This window comes from Rhodopirellula sp. J20-39, assembly GCF_057365095.1.
This window is the reverse complement of sequence record NZ_CP195123.1, coordinates 2,779,346-2,795,198: the sequence shown is the minus strand read 5'-3', so window position 1 is coordinate 2,795,198 and position 15,853 is coordinate 2,779,346. Positions and strand designations below refer to the sequence as shown.

General features: G+C 52.5%; 13 protein-coding genes and 6 tRNA genes. 12 read left to right on the top strand and 7 right to left on the bottom strand.

Going from position 1 to position 15,853, the window contains the following annotated elements; translation table 11 throughout:
* Nucleotides 1-400: 400 nt before the first annotated feature.
* The 5 genes from ACR3ZL_RS10255 to ACR3ZL_RS10235 form a co-directional block, all read right to left on the bottom strand.
* Complete coding sequence (locus ACR3ZL_RS10255; RefSeq protein WP_473653232.1) at nt 401-1,099, bottom strand: hypothetical protein; 699 nt, start codon at nt 1,097-1,099, stop codon at nt 401-403.
* 457 nt (nt 1,100-1,556) lie between these two features.
* Complete coding sequence (locus tag ACR3ZL_RS10250) at nt 1,557-1,784, bottom strand: hypothetical protein (RefSeq protein ID WP_473653233.1); 228 nt, start codon at nt 1,782-1,784, stop codon at nt 1,557-1,559.
* Nucleotides 1,781-2,242 (bottom strand): hypothetical protein, encoded by a 462-nt coding sequence (locus tag ACR3ZL_RS10245; RefSeq protein WP_473653234.1) that lies wholly within the window; start codon nt 2,240-2,242, stop codon nt 1,781-1,783. Before ACR3ZL_RS10245 ends, ACR3ZL_RS10250 begins: the two co-directional genes overlap by 4 nt.
* Before the next feature lie 726 nt (nt 2,243-2,968).
* The gene (locus tag ACR3ZL_RS10240) at nt 2,969-4,288 is read right to left on the bottom strand and encodes a hypothetical protein (protein WP_473653235.1); all 1,320 of its coding nucleotides are present in this window, start codon (nt 4,286-4,288) and stop codon (nt 2,969-2,971) included.
* Between the two features lie 225 nt (nt 4,289-4,513).
* Entirely contained in the window at nt 4,514-4,954 is a 441-nt protein-coding gene (locus ACR3ZL_RS10235) for a hypothetical protein (protein WP_473653236.1), read from the bottom strand.
* A gap of 137 nt (nt 4,955-5,091) precedes the next feature.
* Between ACR3ZL_RS10235 and ACR3ZL_RS10230 the strand changes: the two genes are divergently transcribed.
* The 10 genes from ACR3ZL_RS10230 to ACR3ZL_RS10185 all read left to right on the top strand — a co-directional run bounded on the left by ACR3ZL_RS10230 (nt 5,092) and on the right by ACR3ZL_RS10185 (nt 9,704).
* Nucleotides 5,092-5,164, top strand: a tRNA-Arg gene (locus tag ACR3ZL_RS10230).
* An 18-nt stretch (nt 5,165-5,182) separates the two neighbouring features.
* Nucleotides 5,183-5,256: transfer RNA gene (locus tag ACR3ZL_RS10225), tRNA-Thr, on the top strand.
* A 25-nt stretch (nt 5,257-5,281) separates the two neighbouring features.
* A tRNA-Arg gene (locus ACR3ZL_RS10220) sits at nt 5,282-5,353 on the top strand.
* Nucleotides 5,354-5,385: 32 nt separating this feature from the next.
* Nucleotides 5,386-5,458: transfer RNA gene (locus tag ACR3ZL_RS10215), tRNA-Arg, on the top strand.
* A gap of 33 nt (nt 5,459-5,491) precedes the next feature.
* On the top strand, nt 5,492-5,872 hold the full coding sequence (locus ACR3ZL_RS10210; protein WP_473653237.1) for a hypothetical protein: 381 nt from the start codon (nt 5,492-5,494) through the stop codon (nt 5,870-5,872).
* A 31-nt stretch (nt 5,873-5,903) separates the two neighbouring features.
* Nucleotides 5,904-5,974: transfer RNA gene (locus ACR3ZL_RS10205), tRNA-Cys, on the top strand.
* Nucleotides 5,975-6,145: 171 nt separating this feature from the next.
* A complete protein-coding gene (locus ACR3ZL_RS10200; RefSeq protein ID WP_011123265.1) occupies nt 6,146-6,310 on the top strand; it encodes an SEC-C metal-binding domain-containing protein in 165 nt (54 codons plus the stop codon).
* A gap of 74 nt (nt 6,311-6,384) precedes the next feature.
* Nucleotides 6,385-6,455: transfer RNA gene (locus ACR3ZL_RS10195), tRNA-Cys, on the top strand.
* 906 nt (nt 6,456-7,361) lie between these two features.
* Nucleotides 7,362-7,733: a hypothetical protein gene (locus ACR3ZL_RS10190; RefSeq protein ID WP_473653238.1), complete on the top strand. Its 372-nt coding sequence runs from the start codon at nt 7,362-7,364 to the stop codon at nt 7,731-7,733.
* Between the two features lie 1,326 nt (nt 7,734-9,059).
* Complete coding sequence (locus tag ACR3ZL_RS10185) at nt 9,060-9,704, top strand: IS5 family transposase (RefSeq protein ID WP_473653239.1); 645 nt, start codon at nt 9,060-9,062, stop codon at nt 9,702-9,704.
* Between the two features lie 247 nt (nt 9,705-9,951).
* On the opposite strand, the gene ACR3ZL_RS10180 is transcribed toward ACR3ZL_RS10185, so the two are convergent.
* Both ACR3ZL_RS10180 and ACR3ZL_RS10175 read right to left on the bottom strand, forming a co-directional pair.
* Nucleotides 9,952-10,770 carry a ThuA domain-containing protein gene (locus ACR3ZL_RS10180; protein WP_486173428.1) on the bottom strand — a complete coding sequence of 273 codons (819 nt, stop codon included), beginning with the start codon at nt 10,768-10,770 and terminating at the stop codon, nt 9,952-9,954.
* Entirely contained in the window at nt 10,745-12,106 is a 1,362-nt protein-coding gene (locus ACR3ZL_RS10175) for an enolase C-terminal domain-like protein (RefSeq protein WP_473653241.1), read from the bottom strand. Before ACR3ZL_RS10175 ends, ACR3ZL_RS10180 begins: the two co-directional genes overlap by 26 nt.
* Before the next feature lie 879 nt (nt 12,107-12,985).
* Here ACR3ZL_RS10175 and ACR3ZL_RS10170 point away from each other — a divergent pair.
* Nucleotides 12,986-13,815 (top strand): IS5 family transposase gene (locus ACR3ZL_RS10170; RefSeq protein WP_473653242.1). Its coding sequence is split into 2 segments (ribosomal slippage): nt 12,986-13,531 and nt 13,534-13,815, totalling 828 coding nucleotides; the frame shifts between segments, so codons are not numbered across the junction.
* Between the two features lie 1,828 nt (nt 13,816-15,643).
* Complete coding sequence (locus ACR3ZL_RS10165) at nt 15,644-15,787, top strand: hypothetical protein (protein ID WP_473653243.1); 144 nt, start codon at nt 15,644-15,646, stop codon at nt 15,785-15,787.
* Nucleotides 15,788-15,853: the final 66 nt, after the last annotated feature.

The window sequence follows — 15,853 nt, the reverse complement described above, 5'->3', positions numbered from 1 at the left end:
GAGCTATCGCCCAACCGATCACGGGCTTTGGCGTACTTGTCGATCGATCGAAACCGACACAACGGCTTTTTACACTTACACCGTTTTCCGCTGCGGTTGGGCGACTGGGTTGAGGGGGTGCGAGTGAGATCAACGTATTGATGTTTCCTTGCGATCTCAGTCCAGTTTCGCATTCCAGTTTCTAAGTCCGGGGCCTAAGTCGTTGAAGCGATCTCAGTCCGGTTCCTAGGTCGTTGATGTAGGCTTGCTAGCGATTACATGGCGTGCGTTAGCGTTGGTAGCGTCTATGGGTTGGCGTAGCGGGTAGGCACATGGGTGGTCGGTAGTTGGGTGCGTGTATGCGTTGGGGGTTGCCCCAGGGGCTTTTGGTTGCCGCTTGCTCTTTCCCTTCTATTTTGGGCTACCGTTTCTTGGTCAGGTGTTTTCGTGATTCGCGTTTCAATAACCTTGCCTCAGTACGTGCGGCTAGGGTTCCCGTGTGTTCATCAGTATGCGGATCATGTCCTAAACCACCGCAAACGATATCGGACACACTGGCGACCAGTTTCTCGAACACGTTGTCTGCATTTTGCTCCAATGCGTTCAACTCGTTTGGTGTCATGCGTCGGAGCATTTCGGCGAAGTCCTTCCGTATCGAATCGCGTAGCATGTCGCTTGCATCAGATTCACTCAGTGCCCCGCTTGTGGTTATGGGCGATTCGCTTTCCTCTGTGTCGCGATCTTTATTATCTTTTCTGAGCACCTTGAGCAGTGCGTTAATTGAGTTGGCACCCTTCTCCCTTGCTTCCACCATTCGAGGTTCATTCCAGTGACGAGCGATACGCATGTAGTGGCACGCGGTCTCTTTCGACCCGTCGAAGTTTTCCTGCCTCCACTTACTCCACTTCAACCTCCCGCCAAGCCGCCTTTCAGCTTCGAGCAATGCCTCGCCCGCTTGGCGTGCGTGCTCAACGACTGATGCTAGGTGATCGTTTGCCTTGTGGTGGTTTTCGTTTGCGGTTGTCTTCAAACGACCGAGGCATTCAGCAAGAGCCAGTCCGGTTTTCTTTTGTCCGATCCCATTGCCATCGGTCCAGTGGTCTACGTTGTTGTTTCGCATCTTCTCGCTTTCCGTTTCGTATCGTGTAGAGCACTACACGATCAATCGTGTTCGCGGCGTGTCTCATTGACACTGCCTGAAACCTACTATTGGGTTGAGCGAGCGTTACTTAATCGGAAATCTTTGGTGTGTCGATCGTTTTGCGTTCTAAGTTCCTGATGCGTCAGGAGATAAAATTCCTCGCATTTCTTTCCGACGATACGCGAGATGCAACGCAGATAACCCCGATGGCTCACCCCGTAAGCGTTAGCGGCCCCGTGGTGTCGATACCTAGCCGCCTGCAATGCGTCGTCCCGCCTTTGCGAGCGTTGGGGCCGGTGGTTTGTCGGCTATGGGTGGTCGATCTCTGACAGCGTGTTTTCGAGCGTTCGCGTTTGGGCGGTGTCGCCGGTGCCGCTCGACACGAAAAACGCCTCCCGGCAACAGAAGCTACCGGAAGGCGTTTGCGGCGTCTAAACTACTCTTTGAAAGCCAGTAACGAAATCAGCTTGCTACCGAACTTTGCAGCGTTTGCTATCGCGTTACAGAAGGAAGCATATGCCTTCAACTTTTCGCATTGAACCTGAGCCTTGGCCTTGATTGCCTCGTTTGTCGCAACAGTGTTCTTATGCCGACGTTTTAACTCGCGGAAACTTTGGCGTTGCCGTTTCTGGCTATCAAGCTTGTTCTTGTTGGAGCGGCTCATGCGTAGTCCTCCGTCGTTGCTTCGATCGCTTTCTTAATCTCGGCAATTGCTTCGTCCGCCATCTTCTTGACACCAGACTCGGCCTCCTTGGCCCGCTCAATCAACTTCGGAATCCGGGCCTGGATCTGGACTCTTAGTTTGGTCGAGTACTCGTTGAGCGGCTTAGTGCCCAATACGCTCTCATCTGGATCGCCACTGCAATACTGACAGGTCTGCACCATGAGCTTGTCAGTAAAGACAAGGTAATAACTAACATTTGCTCGACGGTCGTCATCGTCTTGAAGCAAGTCATCTAGGCCGACGCAAACACTCGGCTCTCTCGATGCTGGCATCTTGTTGAGATGCTCGCTAGCTTGGTTGACTGTCTTATCGAGTAGCCGAAGCGAGTCAGCCGTGTCTTTGGATATTAGACGGGGCTTATGCTTGGGCGGTACGGGCTTCTCGTCAGGTTGTACCAAGCCGGAGCTGGCTGAATGTCCTGGGTTGACGCCTGCGGAACACTGATCAAGAGCCTCTCGAAGTTTCTTGAAAGTAGAAGTGTCGGTCTCAACTAGTGAGCCATCCGCCGCGATGGGTACGTCAAGTACAGGAGGTATTGGGCGACCTTGAGCCAAAAGTCTATCGTGGATCTCCCTGATCTCCTGTGACAGAGACCTTAACATCTCGGGGCCAGTTTTTTGAGTGGCTCTAGACCTCGAGCCAGCGGTTTTTTTAGCCATCGCCAAAAATCCTTAATCGTGGTTAATGCATCTGCTGCAACAATGTCGTGGCTTAGACATCTACTCTCCACTGAAGGAAAGTCATCAATGCTTTCGGCCAAGCCTCCTGTTACGCACAAGGAGGATGTTTTACCGTGCACTATCATCAGGCTCTTAGCAACCAAAGTCAAGGCGGAAATTCTCGACGGAATTTTTGTGCTCGTTGGTTATCGCGGAGAGTGAGGTTCTGCCAACCTTTACGATCTGAGTGTTTTGGTCGACTGACATCTGCCGTTTTTTTTACCCGTGCTCTCTGTCCTCGTCTCTGTTACCGGTGTTCCGTGTCTTTGTTACGCGTCGACCGTTGTTGCGTGTTGTTTGTCCCTGTCCTCCACTACCGGCGGCGGCCCATACGGTCGCCATATATCTAGGGCGATAAGGCTCGATGGCACGGTAAATCACGACAAAAGCGGCTTACACGGCAGGCTATTTCAAAACTGGTTTCATTCCGAGTTTTGAAACGTAGACTTCGATCATGATCTGCTTCAATTCAGCCTCAAACTTCGCTGGCACGATAAATGAATCGTGGCAACCCAAGCAGGGAACGCCTTGTGATGCAAAGTGATCGAACACAGCCATTGCTATGTCGCCGTCGATCCGCATCAAACGCACCCCGGCATCTCGACAAAACGAATCGGCGATATGGGGGTTCTTCGCAACGACCCTTGCGACGACTTCAGCAAAAGTTAGCTCCTCGTTTTCAAGTGCTTCGCAAAGTCGCACGGCCCGGTCAAACTTCTTGCCAAACTTACCTGCGGTTCGCATGCTTCGATTGCACGACGCAATGGCTGCATTCTCATCGCGAGCATTGAGCAGAGCGTTGAACGCTCGCTTGGCGAGCAACCGCTGGTCATCGTTGTTGCGACCCAGAAAGAGCTTGTAAGGGTCATCGCGGTAGTCGATTCCTTTCTCATGGTAGAGCATTCTCGGGTGCATTCCGCCGTAGTCGACCTCTACCGATAGCTCGCCATCGAAGCGAATGCGTGATCGCTCAACGACTCCGATCCCCTGATGCCCATAGCAACCAGTGTAGATGCGACCGTGTTGCTCGAAGCTATCAGAGAACACTCGGTAGTGAAGCGGCCTTAGTCGTTTCGTCTCCCTCCACTCTTCCAACGTCTCCGACCATCGCTGATAGGTGACAACGTGTTCGGCGTTTACGTCGTTTAGACGCTTGAGTGTTGCCGCCGATGCTTTCGGGATGGGGTCCGTTTTGCGAAATCGAATCGGAGTTTTCGTTCGCCGCGTCCGCAACTCCACCAAGTTGGTCCGCGTTGGCGGATCAAACTCCCAAGGGTCATTGGTGCCGTGATCTCGCTTTGCTTTCCTAGTTGGAACAAGTCTCGTCATGTGCTTTCCTCCTGGCTTGCCTCGAACTTCGATAAGTAGATCAGCCTCAACCAACGCTTCAACGACCTGGAGCAGGTTGGCGTTGTAGCTCTCGCTGTCTTTGCGGCGACTCACCACAATATCACTGCCTGAATAGCTCGCTCGCTTGATCGCCTTGAGCACGTCTCGTGTTAGCCGTCGCTTGGTGTCGACGTTCCGATTTTGGAAGACACTCGACCGGCAGACCACATTTCCAAATAGCTCGCGTGCCTCTTGCTTCAATGCACCGGCAGTGGTGTCGGCAGGTTCAATGCGAATCGGCCTATCACTGTCTTCGCGTAGGCGAAAGTAGTTGGCGGGGTGATAGATACGGTCGCGTACCGATAGACGTGGTGGGTTGGTCGGTTTGGTAATCATCAGAGTTCAATTTGTAGCGATCAGTCGCCCCTGCCCGCCTTGGTCCAAATTGAGAAAAACCAGGGCGGGCAGAGACTGCGATGGGAGCTAACCATCTAACTGCTCTAAGAGTCAAATAACGCAAGGCAGGCTGGCCGGCCGGCACGTGCGTTATGCGTTACCTTCGCGGTAACGCTGGCGTTACCGTAACGGCTTCGTTTGATCGGTAAAGAGTTACCGGGTCTGCTAACCTGGGGCTTCGGCTTGGTACTGGCTCATCCATCGACGCCACTGGCGTTTAACCGGCTTGTCCGCCCCTGTCACGCCACCCGAACCGCTTGCCCCGGTATCGTGCCACCGTTGTTCGAGCAGGCGGGATACGGTGCGTTGGTGGTTGGTCGAGTTATTCATCAAGAACGGCAAGATACGATGCGTTATCTCATCCACCGTTTGACCGCGTTCAACTTGTCGCTCGATAAACGCAACGGTCGGGTGCTCGTACAACATCACCGACTCGATCACGTACGACTCGAAGCCAAGTTGGTTGAGCCATCGCACCCAACGGCACCGCTCAGCGATCTCATCTGGGTCGGGCAGAAAGCAATTTCGATCCTCGCCGAGTAGGTTGGTCGCTATGTCGGCAAGGTGCAATTCGTATGCATGCCATGAGTCGTATTCGTTATTCATTTCCGTTTACCGCTAACCTTGCTGTCGTTTGGTGGATCTGTTTTGTGTTCTTGTGATTCCGCTGCGGCAAACGAGAAAACATAGTTGCGAGCGTCACGAGCAGGGTTCGACTCCCTCGCCTTCCGCTTGTTTGCAAACGGCTCGATGGTGAAACGGACATCATCTCTGGCTTCTAACCAGAAGTTCCGGGTTCGATTCCTGGTCGGCCTACTGATGCGAACAAAGCCAGCCGACGTGGCTCGATGTAGAAAGGCACCGCTCTTGTAAAGCGACCCATGCTGGTGCGAACCCAGTCGTCGGCTCTTGTGACTATGTAATCAACCAAATGACTCGCGGGTGTGCTGGACAGCATGGCAGTCTTCGAAACTGTCGGACCAGGTTCGATTCCTGGGCGGGTTACTCGGCTCTGATCCTGAGCCGCTTTTCTAAATGTTCTCGGAGTGTGCCGGAATAGCACGCGACTTTGCGAAGGTCGTAGACCAGGTTCGATTCCTGGCGAGAGCACTTAACACGATACGCCACGATGAAAGGAGTCCGATGATGAAGAACGACAATGACAACGCATTGGCTCATGGCGCTGGTGCCGGCTTGCTTGCTCTGCTTGGGATGTTCGGTCGATGTGCCGACGATGTTGCCCGAATCGGAGTCAACAGTGTCGACGACGTCGGGCGGGCGTGCATCAACAGCACAGATGACATCGGTTCGCTGATGTCTCGAAGCAGCGACGACCTGCTGCGTCCGATCAACGATTTCCACGCAGCGAACTATATCGACGATCTGCGGTTCAAGGTATCGACCCCGCATATCGTCCTGAATGAGAGCGACGAAGTCGCTTCAATCGCTCCGCACGTCGCCAAGGAAGTCGCAGAAGCAACGTTCAAGATCATTGATCTGAACGATAACGAAAACGACAAGTAACACAGTCGCCGCCGAACCGGCGGTGACACATGACGCTGGAGCCAGATGGCCAGGCAACCGGCTGCAACCCGGTCGAAGTGGGTTCGACTCTCACCGGCGTTTCTGACTGATCGACTGCAGACTCGGATTCCATCTTGAAAATGTGAACCATCTGAGTTGTCTCTTCGTCGGTCCGTCTTTGCACAACCTCAACACTTTCACACTCAAACCGGAGCAGACCGATGCGACACGAAAACCAACACTTCCGCGACGAAGACCTCTGCTTTCGAGCTGATGAGCAAACGTCGTAAAGGCTACCCGTCGGAAACGAAAGTCAAACGCGGAGTCCGAATCATTCAAGGCAAGCAACTCGAGGAAAAGCTCGGTCGCAACGACCTATGCCCATGCGGCAGCGGTCAGCGATTCAAGCGTTGCTGCCTACGATCGGGGCGCCTGTGATGGCGTCAATCGCGACGACTACTTTTAGGGACGACGACTGAAGACCACGCTCGCGGCAAACTCGCGAGCGACAAAACGCTGGAGCCAGATGGCTAGGCGGCCGGCTGCAACCCGGTTCAAGTGGGTTCGACTCCCACCAGCGTTTCTTGGTCGACCAACTGACGAATCGGACTACATCTTTGCTAAAGGCCCGTCTGATTCACACTCCTTCGTTGGTCGATCACAACACAAAGTTCAACTGCCTGTTGGGAATACATCGTAACTATGACGACCCTAAGGTATCGAGCTTCCGGGCGACCGGAAGCAGCGTGAGCGTCGGCAAATCTCCCTGAGAATCGTCGTCGTGTGCCCACTGTCGATAGCATTGCTGTCGATAAGAGCGGTTTTCTCGGCAAACAACTTCGTTGGACTTTTACAAAACATGGCGACTGCCGGCTGGGAATCCATCCACCAATGATTGCGTCCAGTGAGTCTGGAGATCGTGGCAACACGATCGGTAGGTTCGATTCCTACACGTTAGTGATCTGAGTTAACACTTCGTCGCCGCGTTTACAAATCACGATTGACTGCCTGATTGGACTACATCACGCGACGGTCGTGGGTTCGAGTCCCACCGAAGTGAACCTTGTGTTCGCTTCGTAGCTCAGTTGGTAGAGCATCGAAATGTCTGATTTACAAACTTCGTCAATCGTTTTTACACATAACCCGTGGGATAGGCATCCTGCCTGTCATATAGCAGTCGACAAGCTGGAAGCTTATCCCACATCAAATACACGACTAACTGCCGCATCGGAGTACATCGACTCTTAATCGAAAGGTGTGGGTTCGATTCCCACCGAGCAAGCTTCGGTTCGCTCGTAGTTTAACTGGCAGAACATTTTCTCTAATCAACCACTTCGTTAGTCGCGTTTTCCACAATCGTCTTGAGAGACTGAACTATGCGTGTTTTACATTCCTGTTTCGCCATTACGACCGGCCGCGAGTAATCAAAAACTCGCTGTCCAACAGAGAACACACATGCACAAATCATTCTTTCATCGATTGCGGAATCATGAAAACCACAGCCGAAACTGGGTCCAAAACCGTGACAACCGTCGCGGCCAGGATCGCTGGCGAAGACATCGCCAAAGGTGACTACGTCACCATCCTCAGCGAGATCATCGAGCTTCCGTCCTACTTATGGAGCTGCTCGGGCATCTCGCAACCCATCGACGAACTCGTTCGACTTCGCTACTTGCCAAACGCGGCCGGCGAACCGCACAAAGTCGTCGCCGTTTGCTTGCCGTTTGTTTACGCGAAGCGACCCAAGGGAAACCTGATCGCTTTCGACACACGACAGCAACAACTTGTCCGGCTCGACCGAGACAACGGCCGTTCCCTTTGGAAACAAATGGGAAAGACCACCAAGAAGAAAACGAAATAGAAAGCGCACACGATCGACTGCCGATTCGGAGTACATGCTTCAGGAGCCGGATGCCGTGGGTTCGAGTCCCACCGCCCCAACTTTCATACAGAAACTCAGGGGCGTAGCTCAGTGGTAGAGCGCCGTAAAACCCTCTGGTCACAACTTCGTCGATCGTGCCTTTTATCAAGGCAAACACAGTGCATCACTACTTCAACACACAACACATCGAAACACACTCGGCTGCCGGTTCGGAGTACATGGCAAATGACTGAAAGGTCTAGTGGGTTGAAGTCCCGCCCCGTCCGCTTTCATTGAAAACGGACGGGTTCTCTGACCACCACTTCGCCGAGTGCTTTTTCGATTTAACAACACAAAACCATTGCGTGTCGAAACGGTCCCATTTCGTTCGGGACGTTTCGCTCGCGGTGGCAAAACACACGATCCGACTGCCGGAGTGGAGTCCATAGGTTCGATTCCTGTCGTCCCGACTCCAACCGCGCCGAGACGTTACTCGGTCGCGGCCCCACAACGGGGCGAAGCTCATTTGGGAGCAACCTCTGCACCAAACTTCGTCGAATCGCTTTTTCGTAGGGAGGTCAACATGGCCAACAAGTCTCTATTCCAAAGCATCACTAGCGTCCTGCCACGAGCAACCGTCGTCAACGAAGCGGGCGGCCCAGCGTACAAGTTGTCCGCAAAGCACGCGCTGGCCCAAATGGCAGCGACCGGAACGTTCGGCAACGTCTACTACGCGTCCGCGCAGAATCAACTCGATGCGATGCGAAAGCTGATCGACGAGATCGACGACAACGAATTCCTGGCAAAGCTGGCCGTCTACTCACGTGAGCGTGCTTACATGAAGGACATGCCGGCGGCGCTGTTGGTCGTACTGTCAACGCGAGACACCAAGCTCATGCACCAAGTCTTCGACCGAGTCGCCGACAACGGCCGCGTTCTGCGCACCGTTTTCCAAATGACTCGTTCAGGACAGTTCGGTCGCAAGGGCCTATCGTCTTCGCTGCAGCGTGCCTTCCAGCGTTGGCTCAACGACGCGTCTGTTGGCAAGTTGCTTTCAGCTTCGATCGGAAACGATCCAAGCCTGCGAGACATCTTGCGAATGGCACGTCCGACGCCAAAGGATGACGCGCGTCGAGCGTTGTTCGGATGGTTGACCGACAAGCCAGTCGAGAAGTGGGCGCCAGCAACGGCTGACCACTTGCCATCGACGGTTCAGTCGCTCGTTGCCTACCGAGCAGCCGAGACGGCCGAAGCCCAAACGCTGATCGCCGGGGACCTGCAAGTCCGATGGGACCTGCTAGCCGACGCAGCTAAGGGACCGTTGGTTTGGAAGGCGATCGCCCGACAGATGGGACCGCAAGCACTGCGAATGAACCTCAACACGCTATTGCGTCACGACGCATTCAAGAAGCCTGGAATCCTCGGATTCGCAGGAACCGACAACGCGATGATCGACTACGTGGCCAGCCAACTGGCTCACCCTGGCGTGATCTTCCCGAAGAGTTTGGGAAATGGAAAACGGTTTACAATCGCTTTCGACGTTGGGTCCACGAAGGAGTCTGGGCTCGGCTGTTCCGCAACCTGCTTCGAAGAATGGACCAACTCGGAAACATCGCTTGGTCTGTTTGGTGCGTTGATGGCAGCGTGGTGCGGGCACATCGTATCGCCTCGGGAATGGCAATACAGAGTGAAGATGATGACAGAATTCACGCGTTGGGAAGGTCACGTGGCGGCTACTTCACCAAATTGCATGTAATGACTGACGCCAGAGGAACGCTCCTAGCCGCCACCGCCACAGAAGGCCAAAGACATGAATCGCAGGAGTTCGACAATCTAATGCAGCATTGCCAAGTGAGTGTGCATTTTCATCGTGATCGTCCCACCGCGATTGCAGGGGATAAAGGCTACACCGCGAGGGCAATCCGGGAATCGATTCTGAAACGAGCAATTCAAGTCGTGATTCCGACCTGATCCAATGAGAGAGAGACGGACGAGTTCGACCAAGAAACCTACCGCCAGCGAAGTGTGGTTGAACGCCTCATTGGCTGGCTCAAAGAATCTCGTCGAGTAGTGACACGTTACGATGAACGTGCAGAAGTGTATCTAGCATCCATCTATCTGTTCGCCGCATGAACGCTGGAGGAAGTGCTATTTTTTTTTGGGGGGGTAGTTTCGCAAAGACGGGAAGGGAGTTCAACGAGAGTTGCGTGATTTAGATTCACGGCTTAATGTTTGCATGATCGTCAGCCAGGCACCACGCAATAGCATTGGAGAGCAGTTGCACAAAAGAATGCTGCTCAAAATCGCTCGGATGCCCCAGCGATGTATAAAACGTCTTTCCTCCATCGTCCCGCTCGAACACCCAGGCTACAGGTTCGGCGGGCTCACCCGGAATATGCCCACGCATCAATACATTTGCATTTTCAGCGAGTGGAGCAACTCTATACAACGCCCCTTTAGAACGAAAAGGTTTCGAGTTTTCGATACCATGTATCAATCGCTGATTCCGTTTGCTAATTTTGCCAACGACCTCGATCTGCGGGCGTAGATCGCGATTGTGGTGACCAGAGTAGTGACAGCCCAGTACTTGGGTATCGAAATCTGGCCATTCAGTGTGGCCCACCGGAGGACCATCGTTTCGTAGGCAGAATGCGTGGCTCGCTGTTCGAACGCCTATTACCGCCCTTGCTCCTTTTACATACCGCCGCAAAACCCTCATTTGCTTAGGTTTCAGTGTTCGCCGATGAACACTTACCACCAACAAATCGCAATTCTCGATTCTCTCGATGTTCACGAATCGATTTGGGGCTCCCGCATCCGGGAACACCATCTCGTAATCCGCGATTTCCGTCAAATGCTGTTTCGCGAATCGTGTCAGCGTCTCGTGCGTGCGGTACTCATTTTCGGCTATCAGAAAGACTATTTTCGGCCTGGTCGATTCCTGGGCGCGGGTTGATTGCTGCGATCCAGAAACAAGCAATATAGCGACCAGCAAAAGGATGCTTTGCCAACTACCGCTCACTGTGAATCGGATCATCGCCATACCCTAAACCGGGGCCAGAAAGTTTTGCTGTCGGAATGATTCCTTCTCGAACTTCAAAGAAGTCGCTATACCTATCCATCCAACGCTCGTTTGCAATTGGAGCGTATTGACGTCCATTGCTTTCAATCGCAGTAACGCCGGGAATGTGGGCTGCGAGCGATGCACTCTGCAGCAACGACGCACCAACGCAAGTCAAATCTTGAATGCACAGATAAAGGTTCTCGTGACGGGCGACCGCACCAAGTAACAACGTACCCGCGTGTCCCTTGCAAGCTTTCAAAGCAATTCCGCTGTACCCTCGCTCAATCGCAGTCCGTAAACTGCGCAAGCTAGTTAGAGACTCGTCAATCACAATTGGCAGACGTTCGGCGACTTGGTGCATAGTGATGTTAGAGTGGGACTCTAAATCCCGATTCGTCGGTTGCTCGATGTATTGGAGACACCGCAGCGAATCGGGTTCCCTGGATCGCAAGCAATCAAGCATTTCCATTACGTAGGCTTCATCTTCGCACTTTTCATTGAAATCCAAAGAGAACGCCCAATCACCTTGGCGAGCCTGCAATGCAACGCGATAGACGCGAATGACTCGATCAACATCCCACTCCAGATCATCTCCGGCCAATTTTACCTTCAAATGAGTCAAACCGTTTCTAGCAATCCACTGGGCCAGTGTTTCGGGTAGCCCGTCGTCCACCGGATCACATGCATCGTGTTCGTCCACCGGATCGAGCGCTCCGACCAGATGATATATAGGGAGTGAAGCGACCGGCGATGGCGAGATTAAGTCACCGAGGAAGACATTGCGATATTCGTGACCAAGGTAACCGGACAAATCACGCGACAGACATTCACAGCTGAGCAATGCATAGCTGCTCGCACCTGAGGCTTTCCCATGGGCATCAAAAAGTGCCGCTTCGATGGGCGATGCGGCCAACAGAACCGCTAAATCGGGAATGCCGCCTTTGATGCTTCGTTCATCTGCAAGGCTATTCGCTATGGTAGTAAAGGCGGTGTGCTGGCGGAGGCACAACTCAAACGGATGCCCAGTTCGGTCACCATCCAAAAACGATTGCGCCAAGCGATCAACAAGTTCGAGTATCACATCCAACTTGAAGGAATCGTCGAGTGAGGGTTCGGGCCAGGCCCAGGCGACCCCCATAGTCATAGCTCCCAAGCCACGTGCCGACCCGAAACCGCTGGTCGCATCACAATCGATTGACACAACCGTCACGTCATTGACCACTCGCCCGCCAAACTTCATTGGCGTCCGATACTGATAGGTCTCTCGACGAATCTCGAAATCGAATTGACGAAGGTCGAACATATTCATAGATCTGGCTGACTGGCTCGGTAGTCGTTGCGATTTCAAGTATCGCGTAGGAACTAGTCTGGGAATATACCTTGCGGTTCAATGGATCGCTCGCACGATAGAGCAGGGCATTAGCATATTCCCATCACTGTTCGGATGTCTTATGTCAGCATGCTCGTAATGACGTAAATGCACGACGTATCGCGACAATCATATCGACGAAACGAACGACGAGTTCACGCGAAGACAAGTCAAATACTGTTTCAAGAAACAATGGCCGTACCATTTGATCGAGCGGAGTAGGTCATGACGGAGACCAGCCTGGTGGTAGATGAAATCGCTTCCAGTTTATGATGCGTTCGTAGAAAGCTCATCTGTGCGGTGTTCAAACGAGAAGCGCTTGCGATACCTTGTAAGTATTGGAATCAGTTGCAGGTGCAAATGCGAACGCAATTATTCCCAGCCCCCTTCTGACAATAGTGCTTTTTCGCAAAGCCGGTTGCCCGAAGTTCTCCATCGAGATGGAATCATGTGCCAAACGAAGACACCTTCGATGCGAATTCAGCCTTGAAGGAAATTATTGCATAACGCCGTCCAATCGGTTTTTCCGAACGGGATGTGGGGGAGGTCGGCTCGACCTTTTGCGATCCAAGCAACACTTACGGTAGTTTGATGGAAACTTGCTTCGGTAAAGCAGTGAAGGCGAGGCTCTCAGTAAATGCTGAATTGACGCAACCGGTTACAGAATATCGAAAAATGTTACTGAATCACTCGCGAGACATCTTGACTGCTCTTAAGCAACCAAACTTAGAACCTATCCAAAAACCGATTGGCATAAAAAAGGCAGACCTTCCCTGAGTTGGTAACTTCTAACTTACTCAAACCCAAGGAGGGCCCGCCATGGATGGGCAACGGAGTTTTGATGATTATCGCATGCCAGATGAATTGCGGGAGAAGATGGAAGAGATTCTTCCAGACTACCCAAGCAGTCCGAAAGGTGGGCGTCCGCGTGCCGATCTTCGTGGCGTCGCCGATGCGATCATTTACCGTCTACGAAACGGATGCCAATGGAACGCTATTCCGCCGGAATTGGCTCCCGACAGCACCGCTCACCACTACTACCAGCAATTGGCGGAACTACGGATCTTCGAAACGTTGTGGAGTTTGGCTGTCGAGATTTACGACCAATTGATCAGGCTCGATCGCGAGCGGCAATCGATCGATGGTGCAATAGCGAAAGCCCCGCATGGAGGCGAAGATACCGGCAAAAACCCGACAGATTGGGGGAAACTGGGAACCAAGTGTTCGTTGCAATTCCATGGTGGTGAAATTCCGATCGGGTTGGCAGTTGCCAGGGCAAACATGCATGACACGAAGCTTCTTCAACAACAATCGAGGATAGCATCGAGCATGCTGTCAGCGAGGTCAGTGCGGAAGAACATCTGTGATTAGACAAGGCCTACGATTCAGCCGCGATACATGACAAGATTGCCTCGGTTCGCCAATACGCAGCGCATGCTAGACGCCGTGGAGAAGAGAAACGTGAACTTGATCGAAGATCCGGCAAACGCCCAAGGATTTGCGTAGTAGAACGCACGCATAGATGGCTCAATCGATTCCGAGCGATCCTTATACGATGGGATAAGAAAACTCGAAACCATGTTGCGGGCCTACACATCGCTCTGGCACACTTTGCCTATAGTAGAATTGGGTTCTTAGAGAGTGCGTAACACAATATGGACTTGGCCACCGACGCCATCCAGTGAAAAAAATAAACAAGAGATGCTCGGCTCGTTCTCGATGAATTGACGCTAACTGTCCACTCGCTGAGGGGAGCAGCGTCCTACGGCGATATGAAAGGACCTCAGCATATACGCGAGTTCATTTTCATGAGAGTGAATGCGGATGCTACTGCCCTGCTGAACATCCTTGACGACAAGCATTTCTGATATCACTATCCGAGCAGGAGGACGGCTCGCGTGCGGATCATGAATTGTACTACGCACGTAGCGAAGCCTGACAAAGTTGTTTGAGGGTGCGAGCTGAGCTGCATACAAGACCACGGCGGCGTATCGTTGGAAAAGAACTACCGGAACGTCTCGCATATTTACAGAAAAGTTGATTGACAGACTGCTATGCCTATTCGTCAGTGTGCGAACAGGCATCGAAACCATCATTACCACAGAACTGAAGAAACACTTTCGAATTTGCTCAACAAAGAGTTAGAACGTAAGCCACCGCTGAGACCGATAGCCGTTCAAGGAAGATGTGGCTCGTCGGACGGATTTAGCGAGAAGCCGCTCCGGAACTGCAGTCTCGTTTGCGGAGCTGTGTACGCAAGAATATCATCACTCGCTCCTGAGCTCGCCCCCTAAATACCTTTACAATACGCAGAACACACACACACACATATATATATATATATATATGCGAATTGTATTTCCATGAATTTTGGTTCGATCTTACTATTGCTTCTGTACTTCTTTATCCTGAACGGACTCCTTTGCTCTTAAATCGTTGCTGCTGAGAACGCAACGGGCGACAATTGCAACAAGAAGATCTATGGTATTTGGTTGTTCGTCAACGCTGATGGTGAAAAGTTTGCCAGAGTGGACGTTTGCAACATTGCGCCGTACCCGTACCAGGCTTTGCGCAACAGGCGACGACGCTAGGAATCGCGGAAGCAATCCGGCTGGCAGAAAACCTATTTCGATACCAGTGGTGATAAGTTCAGGAAGTGGGGCGTCGCTTGAGCTAGGACGGCCCGCTAACTTGTAAGCAGCACGCCTTGGAAACACATGCGTCTGGCCGCAAAGCCGATGTTCTACCAAGACATAGCTCCGCTATGTCACATCTTTCGTTACTGTTTTGCGAACGGGCTGGCGGAAGCGATACTGTCGCGACTCCAGCCCAGAAATGTTTTTAGTGGACCTCCAAATCTTTGTCGAAGCGTACATCAGATAAGCGTCTGATCCTCAAATAATCCAGTGAATTTTGATTGGCTACCACTATTCAGATATGGCCAGTCGCGTGAAGGGGCGTCGCGAGGAGATGTACTAGAGCGATACCACTATGATTTGTTCATGGATCAATACGGTCCAACCGCTGGACAAGTCGCCACCGGGAAACTACGACATCGGAGCGCAGCGAGCAGTGTCGCCCACGTGCGGAAGCGACCCTAACGTATGGGGCCTGCCATCCTGCCAAACCTACGGAAACTCGTGGAGTCAACCGGCGGGATAAATAGATTCGTGCAGCGTGATCGACGTTTACACCGCCAGACGGGAGATGCTCCCGGTCATATCAGTCATCGAGACATTGTCTGCGGCATGTTAGTAATGCTAATTCGCAAACATGACCTGAATCACTTGGTTTTCAACGACAAGGATTAGTAGGTGTGGAACGAAGGACTTCTTGGAGGCATCTCAAGAGGTTCTCGACGGCCGCTTGAAGCGAGTTGCCATGGCTGTGTCATGCAAGGGCGATTCGGCAGAAAGTTCGCCAGGAATCCGTGGATAGCCAGCGCCACAAATTGCACGATTTGTACAGCGATCCAGAATGGGCAAACTACCGGACTTTCACTGGCTAACCACATCGATCAATAGCGTAGTGTTATTGCCAATCGTAAAGGGCCAACAAGCGATGTGGAGTGAAGGGACACCGTCCAAATGCGATGAACGCTATGCAGCGTTCGAGGATTAGTGCAGCGTTTGTATTCCACTTGTTAGGCAACAGCTTTGTTGTTTCTTTGTCATCGGGGGCAGTCAG